The organism is Streptomyces mirabilis (assembly GCF_018310535.1).
In the GTDB taxonomy this organism is placed as follows: Bacteria; Actinomycetota; Actinomycetes; order Streptomycetales; family Streptomycetaceae; genus Streptomyces.
This window is the reverse complement of the sequence record NZ_CP074102.1, coordinates 6,440,015-6,456,196: the sequence shown is the minus strand read 5'-3', so window position 1 is coordinate 6,456,196 and position 16,182 is coordinate 6,440,015. Positions and strand designations below refer to the sequence as shown.

15 protein-coding genes and 1 riboswitch are annotated in these 16,182 nt (G+C 71.9%); of the genes, 9 read left to right on the top strand and 6 right to left on the bottom strand.

The window, feature by feature from the left end:
- Positions 1–71: 71 nt before the first annotated feature.
- On the bottom strand, positions 72–644 hold the full coding sequence (locus tag SMIR_RS28465; RefSeq protein ID WP_168490608.1) for an SAV_6107 family HEPN domain-containing protein: 573 nt from the start codon (positions 642–644) through the stop codon (positions 72–74).
- A 165-nt stretch (positions 645–809) separates the two neighbouring features.
- Here SMIR_RS28465 and SMIR_RS28460 point away from each other — a divergent pair, with 165 nt between their 5' ends.
- The 5 genes from SMIR_RS28460 (at position 810) to SMIR_RS28440 (ending at position 6,815) form a co-directional block, all read left to right on the top strand.
- Complete coding sequence (locus tag SMIR_RS28460) at positions 810–1,583, top strand: ATP-binding cassette domain-containing protein (RefSeq protein WP_168490609.1); 774 nt, start codon at positions 810–812, stop codon at positions 1,581–1,583.
- Positions 1,555–3,639, top strand: coding sequence for a YhgE/Pip family protein (locus tag SMIR_RS28455; protein ID WP_212727548.1), 2,085 nt, complete (start codon positions 1,555–1,557; stop codon positions 3,637–3,639). Before SMIR_RS28460 ends, SMIR_RS28455 begins: the two co-directional genes overlap by 29 nt.
- Positions 3,640–3,650: 11 nt before the next feature.
- A complete protein-coding gene (locus tag SMIR_RS28450) occupies positions 3,651–4,277 on the top strand; it encodes a TetR/AcrR family transcriptional regulator (RefSeq protein WP_168508203.1) in 627 nt (208 codons plus the stop codon).
- Positions 4,278–4,661: 384 nt separating this feature from the next.
- Entirely contained in the window at positions 4,662–5,276 is a 615-nt protein-coding gene (locus tag SMIR_RS28445) for a DUF4126 domain-containing protein (protein ID WP_168490612.1), read from the top strand.
- 45 nt (positions 5,277–5,321) lie between these two features.
- Entirely contained in the window at positions 5,322–6,815 is a 1,494-nt protein-coding gene (locus SMIR_RS28440) for a phytoene desaturase family protein (protein WP_168490613.1), read from the top strand.
- 40 nt (positions 6,816–6,855) lie between these two features.
- Here SMIR_RS28440 and SMIR_RS28435 read toward each other — a convergent pair whose 3' ends face one another.
- From SMIR_RS28435 to SMIR_RS28415, 5 genes are all read right to left on the bottom strand, one after another.
- Positions 6,856–7,854, bottom strand: a complete 999-nt coding sequence (locus SMIR_RS28435; RefSeq protein ID WP_168490614.1) for an SCO2102 family sporulation regulator — start codon at positions 7,852–7,854, stop codon at positions 6,856–6,858.
- Between the two features lie 56 nt (positions 7,855–7,910).
- Complete coding sequence (gene metF, locus SMIR_RS28430; RefSeq protein WP_101405626.1) at positions 7,911–8,834, bottom strand: methylenetetrahydrofolate reductase [NAD(P)H]; 924 nt, start codon at positions 8,832–8,834, stop codon at positions 7,911–7,913.
- 158 nt (positions 8,835–8,992) lie between these two features.
- Positions 8,993–9,643 carry a thiamine phosphate synthase gene (gene thiE, locus SMIR_RS28425; RefSeq protein WP_212727547.1) on the bottom strand — a complete coding sequence of 217 codons (651 nt, stop codon included), beginning with the start codon at positions 9,641–9,643 and terminating at the stop codon, positions 8,993–8,995.
- Between the two features lie 132 nt (positions 9,644–9,775).
- Entirely contained in the window at positions 9,776–10,147 is a 372-nt protein-coding gene (locus SMIR_RS28420) for an Rv2175c family DNA-binding protein (RefSeq protein WP_101405624.1), read from the bottom strand.
- An 81-nt stretch (positions 10,148–10,228) separates the two neighbouring features.
- Positions 10,229–11,467: an NAD(P)/FAD-dependent oxidoreductase gene (locus SMIR_RS28415; protein ID WP_168490616.1), complete on the bottom strand. Its 1,239-nt coding sequence runs from the start codon at positions 11,465–11,467 to the stop codon at positions 10,229–10,231.
- A 180-nt stretch (positions 11,468–11,647) separates the two neighbouring features.
- Positions 11,648–11,759, top strand: a riboswitch (TPP riboswitch).
- Between SMIR_RS28415 and thiO the strand changes: the two genes are divergently transcribed.
- From thiO to pknB, 4 genes are all read left to right on the top strand, one after another.
- A complete protein-coding gene (thiO, locus tag SMIR_RS28410) occupies positions 11,757–12,962 on the top strand; it encodes a glycine oxidase ThiO (protein WP_168490617.1) in 1,206 nt (401 codons plus the stop codon). It overlaps the preceding riboswitch by 3 nt.
- Entirely contained in the window at positions 12,959–13,159 is a 201-nt protein-coding gene (gene thiS / locus SMIR_RS28405) for a sulfur carrier protein ThiS (RefSeq protein ID WP_212727546.1), read from the top strand. The genes thiO and thiS overlap by 4 nt, the downstream gene beginning before the upstream one ends.
- Before the next feature lie 3 nt (positions 13,160–13,162).
- Complete coding sequence (locus SMIR_RS28400; protein ID WP_168490618.1) at positions 13,163–13,957, top strand: thiazole synthase; 795 nt, start codon at positions 13,163–13,165, stop codon at positions 13,955–13,957.
- A 257-nt stretch (positions 13,958–14,214) separates the two neighbouring features.
- Positions 14,215–16,182, top strand: a complete 1,968-nt coding sequence (gene pknB, locus SMIR_RS28395; RefSeq protein ID WP_212727545.1) for a Stk1 family PASTA domain-containing Ser/Thr kinase — start codon at positions 14,215–14,217, stop codon at positions 16,180–16,182.

The following is a 16,182-nucleotide window of genomic DNA, read 5'->3' as shown; positions in this document are numbered from 1 at the left end:
CTCCGCCGTCGTACCCGACCCTCCGTCTCACCCGGCGGATCACGCGTCGGATCACCGGGCGGATCACGGGGTCAGCCCGCGTCCGGGACCTCCCTGTTCCCCCTGCCCTCCCTGTCTCCGTCCCCCTCCTCGCCGGTCCGACGGGGCTGGGGCAGTACGGGTTGCAGCACCAGCATCCGCTCGACGATGCGCAGGAACATCGCCACGTCCCGTATCAGGTCGTCGGCGTCGCGGGTGCCGGCCGCGCCCCGGATGCCCGCCTCGGCGCGGGCGCGCCGGTCGGCTCCGGAGGCGAACAGGGCGCTCCACTCGGTGAGTTCGGGGGCGATCTCGGGGAGCACTTCCCAGGCGCTCCGGATGCGGGCGCGGCGTCGGGGTGAGGGCTCCGGGCGGCCCCGTGCGGCGAGGACGGCGGCGGCGGTGCGCAGGGCCGCCAAGTGCGCCGTCGCGTAGCGCTCATTGGGTGTTTCCAGGGCGGTCGCCTCGTCGAGGCCGGCGCGGGCCTGGGCGAGCAGGTCGAGGGCGGCGGGCGGGGCCGTGGCCCGGCGGAGCACGGGGTGTACGTCGCTCGCCGGGCCGGTCAGTGAGGGGGCAGGGCCGGTGGCGCGGCGCCGGTGGGCGGCGGCTGCGGAAGAGGTGGCCATGACGAACCTCCTGTCGTCTGTGTGACGGCACTGTGGCCGTATGTGCCCATCGTGAGGTATGGCACTGACAATCCGTTCTGACCTGGGCCTTTGCTTCGATCGAGAGTTCGGGTTAGTTTTTGCACTGACCAGTCAGTTCAAAAATGTTCAAGGGATGGGGACGCTGTGGACGGTCCGCGCGGACTCGGTGTCACGGCCAGGGACTTCGGACTCGAGGGCCCGCGCGGCTGGGCGTTCCGCGGGGTCGGTGTCGATGCGCGGCCCGGCTCGCTGATCGCGGTCGAGGGGCCGTCCGGCTCGGGCCGTACGTGCCTGCTGCTCGCGCTCACGGGCCGGATGCGGTCCACCGGGGGGACGGCCACCGTGGGCGGGGCGACGCTGCCGCGGCAGATGGCCGCGGTGCGTCGTGCCAGCGCGCTCGCCCATGTCCCGGGTGTCACCGACCTGGACCCCGCCCTGACCGTCGGGGAGCACCTGCTCGAACGGGCGCTGCTGCAGCGGCGGTTCGGGGGTTCCCTGAAGGAGTCCCTGCGCGGGCCGCTGCGTCCGCGAGCCGGGCGGGCGGCCGAGCAGAAGCTGCGGATCGACTCCGCGCTGGCCGCCGCCGGCCTGGACCGGGAGACCCTGCCCAAGGGCTCCCGGACCGCCGTACGTGACCTGGAGCGGCTCGAAGCCCTGCGGCTGTCCGTCGCGTTGGCCCTCGTCGGCCGCCCGGGGCTGCTCGGCATCGACGACACCGACCTCAAGTTGTCGGATGCCGAACGGGCCGAGACCTGGGCCCTGTTGAAGTCGATCGCCCAGTCGGGCACCACGGTCGTGGCGGTGTGCAGCGAGGCTCCCGAAGGGGCCGTCCTCGTGTCCACCCGCCCGACCGACCACACCAGCGAGACCGACGACAAGGAGACGGCCGATGCGCTCGCCGAGACTGGCCGTTCTTGAACTCAGGCGCTTCGGCCGGGGCAAACTCCCGCGCGCCGCGCTGGCCGCGCTCCTGTTGCTGCCGCTGCTGTACGGCGCCCTCTACCTGTGGTCGTTCTGGGACCCGTACGGCCGGCTGGACCGCATCCCCGTGGCGCTCGTGAACGACGACAAGGGGGCGAGCGTCGCGGGCAAGAAGCTCTCGGCGGGCGAGGACATCACCAAGGGGCTGCGCGACAGCGACACCTTCGAGTGGCACGAGGTGAGCGCGGCCGAGGCCCGCCGGGGCGTCGAGGACGGCACGTACTACCTGTCGCTGACCATGCCGTCCGACTTCAGCCGGAGGATCGCCTCCAGCTCCGGACAGGCGCCGGAGACGGGCGCCCTCCAGGTGCGTACGAACGACGCGAACAACTACATCGTCGGGCAGATCTCACGGACGGTGTTCGGCGAGGTGCGCACGGCGGCGTCCACGAAGGCCTCCCGGTCGTTCCTCGACAAGATCTTCATCTCGTTCTCGGACATCCACGGGGCGACCGAGAAGGCCGCCAAGGGGGCCGACAAACTCAGCGGTGGCATCGGCAGGGCCCGGAGGGGCTCCGAGGACCTCGCCGGCGGCCTGAAGGACGCCAAGGAGGGCAGTGGCAAGCTCTCCGGGGGCCTGCGAAAGCTCGACAAGGGCGCCGGCGACCTGGCGGACGGCTCGCGGCAGGTCGCCGACGGCACGGGGGCGCTGGCCGACAAGGTCAACGGGGTCGCGGACAAGGTGGGCCCCTTCCTGAAGGACAACGAGAAGTCGATCGGCGACACGGCCCGGCTCGTCGCCGACTCCGCCGCGGGGATCCGCCACAACCTCGACACGCTGGTGAAGACGGCCCCGGCCGCCGCCAAGGGCGCCCATACGGCGTCCGACGCGCTGAACGCCGTCTACAGGGCACGCTGCGAGACCCTGCCGTTGCCCGACGCCGCGTGCCCCGACCTGAAGAAGGCCCAGCAGGCGGCCGCGGACGTGGCCGAGGTCGCCGACGACGTGAACACGCTCATCGGCGACCAGAACGGCGATCTCGACCGGCTCGACAAGAACCTGGGCACCCTCCAGAAGCAGGCCCAGGCCCTCGCCGACCGCTCGCCGCACCTCTCCGAAGACCTCGCCGACGCCGTCTCCAAAGTCGACAAGCTGAACGAGGGCGCCGAAAAGGTCGCCGCGGGGGCCAAGAAGCTGCGCACGGGGCTCGGAACGGCCAAGACAGGCGCGGCGGACCTCGACACGGGTGTCGGCAAGCTGAAGACGGGCGCCAGCACCCTCGACGAGGGCATGTACAAGCTCGTCGGCGGCTCGGGGCAACTCGCCGGCGGACTGCACGACGGCGCCGGGCAGATCCCCGACTACGACCGGCAGGACCGCGACCTGCGCACCCAGGTCATGGCAGACCCGGTGAAGCTCGCCTCCAAGGACCTGCACAAGGCGCCCAACTACGGCACGGGCTTCGCCCCGTACTTCATCGCGCTGTCCCTGTGGGTGGGCGCGATGGTGGCGTACATGCTGATCCAGCCGCTGAACCGGCGCGCGCTCGCGGTGGGTGCCTCGGCCTGGCGCATCGCGCTGGCGGGCTGGCTGCCGGTGGCCGCTCTGGGCGTGCTCCAGACGGTGGCCCTGATGTCCGTGCTGCACTGGGCGATCGGCCTGGAGATGGTGCGGGCGGCCGGGACCGTCGGCTTCCTGTGCCTGGTGACGGCGTGCTTCGCGGCGCTCGTGCAGTGGCTGAACGCACGCTTCGGAGCGGCGGGCCGGATCCTCGTACTCGCCCTCCTGATGCTCCAGCTGACTTCGGCGGGCGGCACGTACCCCGTCCAGACCAGTCCGGGCTTCTTCAACGCGATCCACCCCTTCTTGCCGATGAGTTACGTCGTCGAGGCCCTCCGCAGGCTCATCACGGGCGGCGGTCTCGGACCGGTCTGGGAAGCGTGCGCCGTCCTGACGGCGTTCACCGCGGGCGCGCTCGCGCTCACCGCCCTGTCGGCACACCGCAAGCAGGTGTGGACCCTCGACCGTCTGCACCCCGAGCTGAGCCTGTGACAATCAGGGCCATGGAAAGCAGCAGCACCACGGCAGGCGGCGGCCGTCGCGAGGCGACCCGGCAGAAGCTCTACGAGGCGGCGGTCACCCTCATCGCGGAACAGGGGTTCTCCGCCACCACCGTGGACGAGATCGCCGAGCGGGCCGGGGTCGCGAAAGGCACCGTCTACTACAACTTCGCGAGCAAGTCCGTCCTCTTCGAGGAGTTGCTGCGGCACGGCGTGGGACTCCTCACCGCCTCCCTGCGGGAGGCCGCCGAGCGCACCGAGCGGGACGGCGGCACCAAGGTCGACGCACTGGACGCGATGATCAGGGCCGGGCTCGCCTTCATCAACCGCTACCCGGCCTTCACCCAGCTCTACGTGGCCGAGCTGTGGCGCACCAACCGGGCCTGGCAGTCCACGCTCATGGTGGTCCGGCAGGAGGCGGTCGCGGTCGTCGAGCGCGTGCTGCGCGAAGGGGTGGCGAACGGCGAGCTCAGCGACGAGATCGACATTCCGCTGACGGCCGCCGCACTGGTCGGGATGGTCCTGGTGGCCGCCCTGGACTGGCAGGCCTTCCAGCCCGAGCGTTCCCTGGACGACGTCCACGCGGCGCTGTCGCGGCTGCTCCAGGGGCGCGTGAGCGGCAACCGGTGAGCTGACAGGGCTCGGTACGGAAGCGGAGCACGGCCAAGCGCCGGTCCGAGGTGGCCGCGTCCCCCGCGGGCCACCTCGAACCGGCGCTTCGCCGTGCTCCCCCGTACTCCCCCGTTGGGCCCCCGTTCGGTCGTCCCCCGGGTTCCCCCGTGCCTCACTCCCGCCGACGGAGTCGGCGGAAGGAGCGGCCAAGGGCGCGAGGACCGTTCCGCCGCCCCGTGTCGGCGGTGCCGGAGCCGCGCCCCTTTCCGTGCCTCCACTCTCTCTTTCGCGCAGGTCGGGCCCCATCCGCGCGCGTACTCATCTCACTCACTAGGTACGGATACTCAGCCGTACGCACTCATGCCCAGGACGGGCCATCGTCGACTGGTTACGATCGCGTCCGTGTCCGTACTCCCCCTGGTCTTCACCAGCGGCTGGGCCAGTGGCATCAACGCGTACGCGGTGGTGCTGCTCCTCGGCGTCTTCGGAGCGACCGGTCTGAGCGACGACGTCCCGGAGTCCCTTCAGCGCCCTGAGATCCTGATCACAGCGGGCGTTCTCTTCCTGTGCGAGGCGGTCGCCGACAAGATCCCGTACGTGGACTCGGTGTGGGACTCGGTGCACACCGTGATCCGTCCAGCGGCGGGGGCGTGGGTCGGGGCCCTGCTCGCCGGGCAGAGCGGTTCGCTCTCCGATCTGGCGGCGGGTGCGATCGGCGGTTCGACGGCATTGGCGAGCCACACGGTCAAGGCCGGGACACGGATGGCGATCAACACCTCGCCGGAGCCCTTCAGCAACCTCATCATGAGCACCGCCGAGGATCTCGGGGTCGCCGGGATCCTGACCTTCGCGATGTTCCACCCCGAGGCCGCGGCGATCATCGCGGGCGTGCTGCTGCTCGCGGGGCTGCTGGCGCTCTTCTTCCTCATCTCACGGATCCGCCGGTTCCTGCGCCGCAGGGCCCAGCGCCGGGAGGAGAGACGCCTGGCCGAGCGAGTGGGACAGCCACCCGACTGAGCACCGCGGGCCGGGTTGTCAGTGGCGGCCGATAAAGTCGGCGGCATGGGACGGATTGCGGTGATCGGCGCCGGGATGGGCGCGATGGCGGCCGCCGCCCGGCTGGCCGTCGCGGGCCACCGGGTGGTGGTGTACGAGCGCGCGGCGACGTACGGCGGTGCGGTGCGCCGCTTCGAGCGCGACGGCTTCATGTTCGACACGGGCCCGGGACTGCTCCCGCTGCCCGCGGTCTACCGCGACCTGTTCGTCAAGACGGGCAAGGAGCCGCTGGAGGCGTGCGTCGAGCTGGTCCAGGTGGACCCGTCCTCGCGCCATGTCTTCGCCGACGGCACGGAGGTCGGTCTGCCGAACGCCTCGCGCGCGGGCGCCGTCACCGCCCTCGACGAGGCCCTCGGGGCGGGCGCGGGCGCACGGTGGGGCGACTTCCTGGTGCGGGCGCGCGAGGCCTGGGACCGCACCCGCAGGCCGCTCCTGGAGGAGCCGTTGTGGCCGAACTGGTCGGTGCTCGCCGAGCGCGAGCCCTACCCCTCGGTGCCGCACAAGAAGCTGCTGCGCACCCGCCGCGCCACGACCCTCGCCGAGGTCGGCGCCTGGGAGTTGCGCGACCCGCGCCTCACGGCCCTGCTGGAGAGTCACGCCCTCGCCCACGGGCTCGATCCGCGCGTCACCCCGGCGAGCGCCGCCGTGCTGCCGTACATGGAGCACGCCTTCGGCACCTGGTATGTGCGCGGCGGCATACGGGAGTTGGCGCGCGCGGTGTACGAGCGGTGCGTGGCCCGCAGGGTGGAGTTCCGCTTCGGGTCGCCGGTCGCGCGGATCGCCGAGAAGGACGGCCGGGCGGCGGGTGTGGAGCTGACCGACGGCGAGGTCGCGGACGCCGACTTCGTGGTCGCCGGTGTCGCGCCCGCAGCGCTCGACGCTCTGGTCCCCGGGGCGGCGCTGCGGGGCGGTGACGAGGTCGCGCCGCAGCGCGGGGCGCCGAGTCGGCTGACCGTGCTACTGGCGTTGCACGGAGGGCGTCCCGAGGGAGTGGCACACCGCACGGTGGTGCACGCGGCGGACCGGGCCGAGGAGTTGGACCGGCTCTTCGGTGAGCGTCCGGGGTTCCCTTCCTCGCCCACCGTGACGGTGTCGCGCCCTGACGACCCCGCCCTCGCGCCGGACACGGGGCACGAGGCGGTCACGCTGAGCGTCACCGTGCCGTCGGGCCTGTCGGTGTCCGAGGCGGACGTGGAGGGGGTGCTCGCTATCGCCGAGCGCGCGATACCGGGCCTGCGCGACCGTCTGCTGTGGCACGAGGTCCGCACCCCGGCCGACTTCGCCGAGGAGACGGGCACGGACGGCGGCGCCGTCCCCGCCCCGGCGCTCGCCGCGGCGGACGGTCGGCTGCTGCACGCGTCGAACACCACCCGCGTGCCGGGGCTGTTCGTGGTCGGCGGCTGGGCCCACCCGGGCGGTGGCCTCCCGCACGCGGGCATGTCGGGCGCCCTGGTGTCCGGACTGATCGTGGAGGGACCGCAGTTCCGGGGCTCTCAGTGAGCGCACCGGCGCGCCGAAGGCCGCCCGGGGAGGGCGGCCCTCAGTACCGGTACTGCTCGTCGTACCCGGCGCCGTTGGCGTTACCGTTGCCCTGGTACGGGTAGGGCTGCTCCGGCGGGAGTTCGCCGCCGTAGGGGTCGTCGGTGCTGCGCTGCTGCGGGACCCAGACACCGCCGGCCGGGGTCTCGCCGCCGTAGCCGCCGGTGGCGTACTGGTCCTGGCCGTAGGCCTGCTGCTGCGCGTACTGCTGGTCGCCGCCGCCGTAGGTCGTGTCGTACGAGGCGCCGCTGTAGGTCTGGGTGCCGATGTACGGGTCGGAGTAGGCCGCGTACTGCTGCTGGCCGTTGTCGTAGCCGTACTGCTGCTGGTCGTACCCGGTCGAGTAGCCGTCGTACGCGTAGGCCTGCTGGTCCTGGGACTGGGCCGCGGCGGCGTAGGACTGGTCGGTGGCGCCCGCGTAGGCGGTGTCGCTGTAGACGCCGTAGGAGCCGGTGTCGTCGGGCAGGGGCTGGGGCTCGTACACGGCGGTGGCCTCGGCGGCCGTCAGGTCGCCGGAGCCGGGCGGCATGAACCGGTCGGAGTGCGCGGGCGAGAACACGTCGTCCTCGCGGGTGAAGTCGTCGTCCTGGGAATACGCCGCGCCTCGGGCCGTTCCTTCGGCCCTGGCCTCGGCTCCCTCGGCCGTTTCGAGGTCGGAGACCTCCAGCGCCGGGTCCTGGTGGTCCTCACCGCGGCGTCGCTTGCTCTTGCCGAAGCCCTTGCCGGCGCCGCTGTCGGCGCCCTGCCGGTTGCCCACGGCCCAGCCCTCCGCGAAACCGCGGCGGAACGACAGGGTGACGTACGTCTGGCCGACCGCGAAGGCCGCCGCGCCGAGCCCGATGACGATCACGGAGGGGATCAGCACGCCGAAGACGACGCCGAGGAAGCCCACGAACGCGAGCAGGCGCCAGCGCAACCGCGCCTTGTACTGCAGCAAGACCTCGCCGAGCAGCCACAGCGCGACGATGCCGAACGCGATATAGAGGACCGTCCAGCCCATGTACGCCCCTCTCCCAGTGGCCGCTACGCAGTGTGTCGTACGTGGGTGCGACCGGTCTAGGCCTGCTGCGGGTGGTGCAGGCCCAGATTCTCGTAGATTTCCAGCGTCGCCGTCGAGTTGTTGAGCGTGATGAAGTGAAGTCCGGGGACTCCCTCGTCCAGCAGTCTCGCGCAGAACTCCGTCGCGAACTCGATGCCAATGGAGCGTACAGCCGCCGGATCGTCTTTGGCTGTGAGGATCCGCTCTTTCAGGACGTCCGGGAACGAAGCGTTGCTGAGCTTCGGAAGTCGTTCCAGCATCTTCACACTCGTCACCGGCATGACCTCCGGGATGACCGGTGTCGTACAGCCGGCCGCCACCACCCGGTCACGCAGGCGCAGATACGACTCGGGCTGGAAGAACATCTGGGTGATCGCGTAGTCCGCGCCGGCCCGGCACTTGTCGACGAAGTGCGCGACGTCCACGTCCCAGTCCGCGGAGCGGGGGTGCATCTCGGGGAAGGCGGCGACGCCGACACAGAAGTCGCCGGACTCCTTGATGAGACGGACGAGTTCGGCGGCGTAGGTCAGGCCCCGGGGGTGCGGGACCCAGTCGCCCATCGGGTCGCCGGGCGGGTCGCCGCGGACCGCGAGCATGTTCCGGATGCCGGCGTCGGCGTACTGGCCGATGATGTTGCGCAGTTCGGCGATGGAGTGGTTGACCGCGGTGAGGTGGGCGACCGGGGTGAGCGTCGTGTCGGCGACGATCTGCTCGGTCTCCTTGACCGTGCCCGCGCGGGTGGAGCCACCGGCACCGTAGGTGACGGAGACGAAGTCGGGGGCGACGGCCTCGACGCGCCGCAGCGCGTTCCACAGGTTCCGCTCGCCCTTGGGGGTTTTCGGCGCGGAGAACTCGAACGAGTACGTCGCCTTGCCGGTGGCGAGCATGTCGCGCACGGTGCGTGCGCGATCAGTCCTGGTGGAAGCAGATCCGAGGGCCATACCCGCAGGTTAGTCAGGGGGCGCCGGTCTCCCAACCGAACCGACGCCAATTGTCCGATTTGTCGACTTCTTGTCCACCCCTCGGACACCGGTGGGACAACCGGTCCAACCGTTGACCGGACCATCGACGAGCGCGCTGTGCCTGACGCAGCCGCCGCTTACGCCTGACGCAGCCGCTTGGCGAATTCTCCCGCCGCCGCGCCGGGATCCGCCGCCTCGGTGATCGCCCGTACGACGACGACGCGGCGGGCGCCCGCCTCCAGTACCTCGTCGAGGTTGCCGAGGTCGATGCCGCCGATGGCGAACCAGGGGCGGTCGGTGGCGAGGGAGGCCGTGTATCGGACCAGGCCGAGGCCCGGGGCGTGGCGGCCGGGCTTGGTGGGGGTGGGCCAGCAGGGGCCGGTGCAGAAGTAGTCCACGCCGTCCTGGACGGCGGCGGCCGCCGCCTCGGACTCGGCGTGCGTGGAGCGGCCCACCAGGACCTCGTCGCCGAGGATCGCGCGGGCGGCGGGGACCGGGAGATCGCCCTGGCCCAGGTGGAGTACGTCGGCGCCGATGGCATGGGCGACGTCCGCGCGGTCGTTGACCGCGAGGAGCTTGCCGTGGCGGGCGCAGGCGTCCGCGAAGACCTGGAGGTGCTCCAGCTCCTCGGCGGCCTCCATGCCCTTGTCACGCAGCTGCACGATGTCGACGCCGCCTGCCAGGACCGCGTCCAGGAACTCGGCGAGGTCGCCCTGGCGCTTGCGGGCGTCCGTGCAGAGGTAGACGCGGGCGTCGGCGAGGCGGGTGCGGGCGGCGTTCTCGGGCATGCGTGTATCCCCCGTGGTGCGGTGCGTACGGCTGTCGTACGCACCCTACGGACGTGGTGCGGTGCGTACGGACCGCGGCGGCCGGGGTGGTCCGGGGCCGGCCGTGGTCCGTACGCCGGACGGTCGGTCGAATCAGACGGCGAGCGCCTGGGCGCGGCGCTTCACCTCCGTGCCGCGATTCTCGCTCAGAGCCTGCGCGGGGGTGCCGGGCAGGCTCGGGTCGGGGGTGAAGAGCCACTCGAGCATCTCTTCGTCGGAGAAGCCGTCGTCCCGCAGGAGCGTCAAGGTACCGGCCAGGCCCTTGACGACCTTCTGCTCGTTCCCGTCGATGAAGGCGGCGGGGACGTGCAGCGCGCGGTTCTCACCACGGCGTACGGCGATCAGCTGGCCCTCCTTGACCAGCTGCCGGACGCGGGTCACCTCGACGCCGAGCTGTTCGGCGATGTCGGGGAGGGTGAGCCAGGCAGGGACGAGAGCATCGATCTTTGCGTCAATCTCGGTCACGGGACAAGCCTGCCATCCCGGACTGACACTCGGTACCCGAGCGCCCCCCGGACCGCCGTCCGGGCGACGGAAACCGGGCGGTCATGCCGTGGCGTCCTTCAGAGGGCGGGACGGGTCGGCCAGGATGTCCGGGTTCATGGGCATGCCTGCCTCGATCAGGCGGCGGCCCTGGGCCAGGTCACGGGGACGCCCCACGGCCAGGAGGGCGACGAGGCGGGTCTCGCGGAGCCAGCAGACCGTCCAGGCCGCGCCCGACGGGTCGCCCCGCCAGACGGTCGTATCGGCGGGGGCGTGATGGCCGACGTACTGGACGAAGCGGCCGAACTGCTCTGACCAGAAGTACGGGATCGGGTCGTACGCCGCCGGGGCCTCGCCGATGATGTTCGCCGCGACCGTGCGCGGCGCCTGGAGGGCGTTGTCCCAGTGGTGGACGAGGAGCCGCTCCTCGTAGCGGCCCGACGGGAAGGAGGCGCAGTCGCCGACCGCGTAGATGTCCGGTACGGAGGTGCGCAGGTGGCTGTCGGCCACCACCTCCCGGTGGGCGCCGAGCTCGACGCCGGAGCCGGCCAGCCAGGCGGTGGCGGGGCGCGCGCCGATACCGACGACCACGGCGCCCGCCGGCACCCGCGAGCCGTCGTCGAGGACCACCGCACCGGGCTCGACGCGCTCCACGCGCGCGTGGGTGCGCAGCGACGCGCCGCTGTCCGCGTACCAGGCGGTCATCGGCGCGGCCACCTCCGCGGGCAGCGCCCCGGCCAGCGGCCGGTCGGCGGCCTCGACGACCGTGACCGCGCACCCGGCCTCACGCGCCGCCGTCGCGAACTCCGCGCCGATCCAGCCCGCCCCGACGACCACGATGTCGTGCTGCTGGGCGAGCACGGGGCGCAGTCGCTCGGCGTCGTCCAGGGTCCGCAGCAGATGGACGCCGGGGACGCCCTGCGCGCCGGGCAGCTGGATCGGTTCCGCGCCGGTCGCGAGGACCAGGACGTCGTACGGCACCGGTCCTGCCTCGGTGTCCAGCTCGTGGTCTGCGGGGCGCAGGCCCAGCGCCTCGCAGCCGAGTCGCAGTTCGATGCCCAGCGCCTCGAAGTCGATGTCGAAGGCGGAGCCCTCGGCCTTGCCGAGCAGCACCGCCTTGGACAGGGGTGGTCGGTCGTACGGCTGGTGCGGCTCGGCGCCGATCAGCGTCACGTCCCCGGTGAAACCCTGTTCCCGCAGGGCGACCGCCGTCTGCACGCCGGCCATGCCCGCGCCCACGATGACGACCCGCCGTGCCGTACGCCCCTGCGTCCGCACCTGTGCCCGCGTCTGCTCGCTCACCTGATCACCATAGACAACTGACAATCTGTCAGTCAGGGGACGTGCGCAGTGACCTGTTCCACAACGGATCTCGCCGTCCTGCTCGTCGTACGCGAACCGCGTGCGCGTACCGACCCGCGAACGGGCCCTGGACGGACGCTCCCTTACTGAGACATACGGCAGCGGGCTAGGGTGGCGAAGTAAAGCACTCGCGGGAGCCCGGACGCACCGGGCTGAGAGGGAGGCTGGCGGCCTCCGACCGTACGAACCTGATCCGGGTCATGCCGGCGAAGGGAGGGGCTGGACGCCCATGTCGCCTACGCGTACACCTGCACGTTCATCGGACGCGCCGTCATCGGACGCACGTACGTCGGACGTCCTCGTCATCGGGGGCGGGATCATCGGTCTCGTGACCGCCTGGCGGGCCGCGCAGCGCGGGTTCACCGTCGCGGTCGTGGACCCCGAGCCGGGCGGCGGAGCGGCACGGGTGGCCGCCGGAATGCTCGCCGCCGTCACCGAACTGCACTACGGCGAGCAGACCCTGCTGGGCCTGAACCTCGCCTCCGCACGCCGCTATCCCGACTTCGCCGCCGAACTCACCGAGGCGAGCGGCCAGGACCTCGGCTACCGCCGGTGCGGCACGCTGGCCGTCGCGCTGGACGCCGACGACCGCGCCCACCTGCGCGAACTGCATGCCTTGCAACACCGCTCGGGGCTCGAATCGGAGTGGCTCAGCGGCCGGGAGTGCCGCCGTCTGGAGCCCATGCTCGCGCCGGGCGTGCGCGGCGGGCTGCGGGTCGACGCAGACCACCAGATCGACCCGCGCCGGCTTGCGAAGGCCCTGGTCACGGCGTGTGAGCGGGCCGGAGTGGAGTTCCACCGGACGTGGGCGGAGCGCCTGACCGTCGTACGGGACCGGGCCGCCGGGGTCGTCACGACGGACGATGAACGGCTGGCGGCGGGGCAGGTGGTGCTCGCCGCCGGGAGCCTCAGCGGAAAGCTCCCGGGCGTGCCCGCCGACGTACTGCCGCCCGTACGGCCCGTGAAGGGTCAGGTGCTGCGGCTGACCGTGCCGAAGCGGTACGCGCCGTTCCTGAGCCGGACCGTGCGGGCCGTGGTGCGCGGCAGCCAGGTCTATCTGGTGCCGCGGGAGAACGGTGAGCTCGTCGTGGGCGCCACCAGCGAGGAGCTGGGCTGGGACACGACGGTGACCGCGGGCGGGGTCTACGAGCTGCTGCGCGACGCCCATGAGCTGGTGCCCGGAATCACCGAGCTGCCGCTCACCGAGACGCGCGCGGGCCTGCGGCCGGGGTCGCCCGACAACGCTCCACTGCTCGGCCCGACCGCGCTCGACGGGCTGCTGCTGGCCACCGGGCACTACCGCAACGGCGTCCTGCTCACGCCCGTCACCGGGGACGCCATGGCGCACGTCCTGACCACCGGCGAGCTTCCGGAAGAGGCCCGCCCCTTCGCCCCCGGGCGCTTCAGCACAGCACTCACGGAGCAGACCGTATGAACATCTTCGTCAACGGAGAGCGACGGCACGTCGCCGCCGACACGGCCCTCGACACGCTCGTCGCCACCCTCACCGTCGCGCCCTCCGGCGTCGCCGCCGCGCTCAACGAAACCGTTGTCCCGCGCACGCAGTGGTCGTCCACGGCCCTCTCCGAGGGAGACCGCGTCGAAGTCCTCACCGCAGTCCAAGGAGGCTGAACCATGGCCGACGACCCGTTTGTCCTCGGAGGTACGTCCTTCTCGTCCCGGCTGATCATGGGTACGGGGGGTGCGCCCAGCCTCGACGTCCTGGAGCGGTCGCTCGTGGCGTCCGGCACGGAGCTGACGACGGTCGCGATGCGCCGGGTGAATCCCTCGGCGCACGGCTCGGTGCTGTCCGTGCTCGACAGGCTGGGCATCCGGGTGCTGCCGAACACGGCGGGGTGCTTCACCGCGGGCGAGGCCGTGCTGACCGCGCGGCTCGCGCGGGAGGCGCTCGGTACGGAGCTGGTCAAGCTGGAGGTCATCGCCGACGAGCGGACCCTGCTGCCGGATCCGATCGAGTTGCTGGACGCCGCCGAGACGCTGGTCGACGACGGTTTCACCGTACTGCCGTACACCAACGACGATCCTGTGCTCGCGCGGAAGCTGGAGGACGTGGGCTGCGCGGCGGTCATGCCGCTCGGGTCGCCCATCGGGTCCGGTCTCGGCATCCGCAACCCGCACAACTTCCAGCTGATCGTGGAGCACGCGCGTGTGCCGGTGATTCTGGACGCGGGGGCCGGTACGGCGTCGGATGCGGCGTTCGCGATGGAGCTGGGGTGTGCGGGCGTCATGCTGGCGTCGGCCGTGACCCGGGCGCAGGAGCCGGTGCTGATGGCCGAGGGCATGAAGCACGCGGTGGAAGCCGGGCGGCTTGCCTGGCGTGCGGGGCGGATTCCCCGGCGGCACTTCGCCTCCGCGTCGTCTCCTGCGGAGGGGCTGGCCCGGTTGGATCCTGAGCGTCCTGCTTTCTAGGCACCCGGCGCTGGTGTGTCTTTTCTCCCGTCCGCGCACCGCCCGTTTCCGGTCGGCCGGAAAGCGGGGGTCGCCTGTGGGGGTGCGGCGCCGTCGGCGGCTGCGGGGTGGCGGGGCAGCCTGCCTTACATCCCCTGTGCACGACATGTGGACCGCATCGATCAGGCGTGCGAGAAGCGTCACAGGTCGGCTGCAGTCCCGCTCCGGAATTGGCCGGAAGGGTGGGGGTGACAGTGGCGGCTCGTAGACTCGCCTGCGTGGATACGACCCTTCAGGACCCGCTTGTCGGGCAAGTGCTCGACGGCCGCTACCGCGTCGACGCACGGATCGCGGTCGGCGGGATGGCCACGGTCTACCGGGCCCTGGACACCCGCCTCGACCGCGTGCTCGCGCTCAAGGTGATGCACCCGACGCTGGCCGCCGACGGCTCGTTCGTCGAGCGGTTCATCCGGGAGGCCAAGTCGGTGGCCCGGCTCGCGCACCCCAACGCGGTGCAGGTCTTCGACCAGGGCGCGGACGGGTCGTACGTCTATCTGGCCATGGAGTACGTCGCCGGCTGCACCCTGCGCGACGTGCTGCGCGAGCGCGGGGCGCTGCAACCGCGGGCCGCCCTGGACGTCCTGGAGCCGGTGCTCGCCGCGCTCGGCGCCGCGCACCGCGCCGGGTTCGTGCACCGCGACATGAAGCCGGAGAACGTCCTGATAGGAGACGACGGCCGGGTCAAGGTGGCCGACTTCGGCCTCGTCCGGGCCGTGGACACCGTCACGAACACGACAGGGGCCGTACTCGGCACCGTGTCGTACCTCGCCCCCGAACAGATCGAGCACGGCACCGCGGACACCCGCGTCGACGTCTACGCCTGCGGGGTCGTCCTCTACGAGATGCTCACCGGCGGCAAGCCGCACTCCGGGGACTCCCCCGCCCAGGTGCTCTACCAGCACCTGCACGCGGATGTGCCGCCTCCTTCGGCCGCCGTGCCCTCAATGCCCTACGCCCTCGACGAGCTGGTCGCCGCGGCGACCGCCCGCAATCCCGAGGTGCGCCCGCACGACGCGGTGGCGCTGCTCGGCCAGGTCCTCCAGGCGCGGGCGGGCCTCACCGCCGAGCAGCTCGACGCCATACCCCCGCAGGCGCTCGCCGTGGGGCACGACAACGCGGGCGACCGTACGAGCGTGATCCCGCGCTCGCTCTCCGTGCCCCGCCTGCTGCCGGTGAACGAGGGCTACGAGGACGGCGGCGACGGCGGCGACGGCGGCGACCCGCTGAACCGGACCAGCCGGTTCGAGCAGACCAGCCCGTTCGAGTCCGGACCGCCCGCTCCCCCGCGGCGCGGCTCACGGCCCCGGCGCGGAATGTTCGCGATCATCGCCGCGGTCGTGCTGGTGCTCGGGCTCGGCGCGGGAATCTGGTACATCAATTCCGGCCAGTTCACCAAGGTCCCGCTGCTGCTGGCGAAGACCGAGGCGCAGGCCAAGGCCCGGATCGAGCAGGCCGGTCTCGACGTCGGGCAGGTCAAGCACGCGTACAGCGACACCGTGAAGCGCGGCACCGTCATCAGCAGCGACCCGGCGCCCGGCGCGCGCATCCGGGACAACGACTCCGTGACGCTGACGATCTCCAACGGCCCGGAGACGGTGAAGGTGCCCGACCTGACGGGACTCGCGCTGTTCAAGGCGCGGGAGGTCCTGAAGGGGGACGGGCTCGCCGCGGGCATGGTCACCCGGGAGTTCAACCAGGACGTTCCCAAGGGCTTCGTGATCAGTTCGGATCCGGGCGCGGGCACGGAGCGGCACGCCGGTTCGGCCATCGCCCTCACCGTCAGCAAGGGCAGCCCGGTGGAGGTCGCGGACGTCACGGGCGCGTCCGTCGCGGACGCCACCTCGGAGCTGGAGCAGGCGGGCCTGAAGGTGAAGATCGCCACCCAGCGGGTCAACTCGGAGTTCGACCAGGGCCAGATCGCCCAGCAGTCGCCGAAGGCGGGCAGCCAGGTCGCCGGGGGCGACACCGTCACACTGACGGTCTCCAAGGGCCCCGAGATGCTCTCGGTGCCGGACGTGGTGGGCAACAGCGTGGACGACGCGAAGAAGACGCTGGAGGACGCCGGGTTCCAGGTCAACGAGGACCGCGGGCTGCTCGGGCTCTTCGGGGACCACGTCAAGAGCCAGTCTGTGGAGGGCGGCAAGACCGCGCCCAAGGGATCCACGATCACCATCGTGATCCGCTGA

Bases quoted from the DNA above. Each gene is read 5' to 3' on its own strand.
- SMIR_RS28455 (WP_212727548.1), top strand. From the start codon at position 1,555: ATGCGCTCGCCGAGACTGGCCGTTCTTGAACTCAGGCGCTTCGGCCGG.
- metF (WP_101405626.1), bottom strand. From the start codon at position 8,834: ATGGCCCTCGGATCTGCTTCCACCAGGACTGATCGCGCACGCACCGTG.
- SMIR_RS28465 (WP_168490608.1), bottom strand. From the start codon at position 644: ATGGCCACCTCTTCCGCAGCCGCCGCCCACCGGCGCCGCGCCACCGGC.
- thiE (WP_212727547.1), bottom strand. From the start codon at position 9,643: ATGCCCGAGAACGCCGCCCGCACCCGCCTCGCCGACGCCCGCGTCTAC.
- SMIR_RS28450 (WP_168508203.1), top strand. From the start codon at position 3,651: ATGGAAAGCAGCAGCACCACGGCAGGCGGCGGCCGTCGCGAGGCGACC.
- thiS (WP_212727546.1), top strand. From the start codon at position 12,959: ATGAACATCTTCGTCAACGGAGAGCGACGGCACGTCGCCGCCGACACG.
- SMIR_RS28440 (WP_168490613.1), top strand. From the start codon at position 5,322: ATGGGACGGATTGCGGTGATCGGCGCCGGGATGGGCGCGATGGCGGCC.
- SMIR_RS28400 (WP_168490618.1), top strand. From the start codon at position 13,163: ATGGCCGACGACCCGTTTGTCCTCGGAGGTACGTCCTTCTCGTCCCGG.
- thiO (WP_168490617.1), top strand. From the start codon at position 11,757: ATGTCGCCTACGCGTACACCTGCACGTTCATCGGACGCGCCGTCATCG.
- SMIR_RS28435 (WP_168490614.1), bottom strand. From the start codon at position 7,854: ATGGGCTGGACGGTCCTCTATATCGCGTTCGGCATCGTCGCGCTGTGG.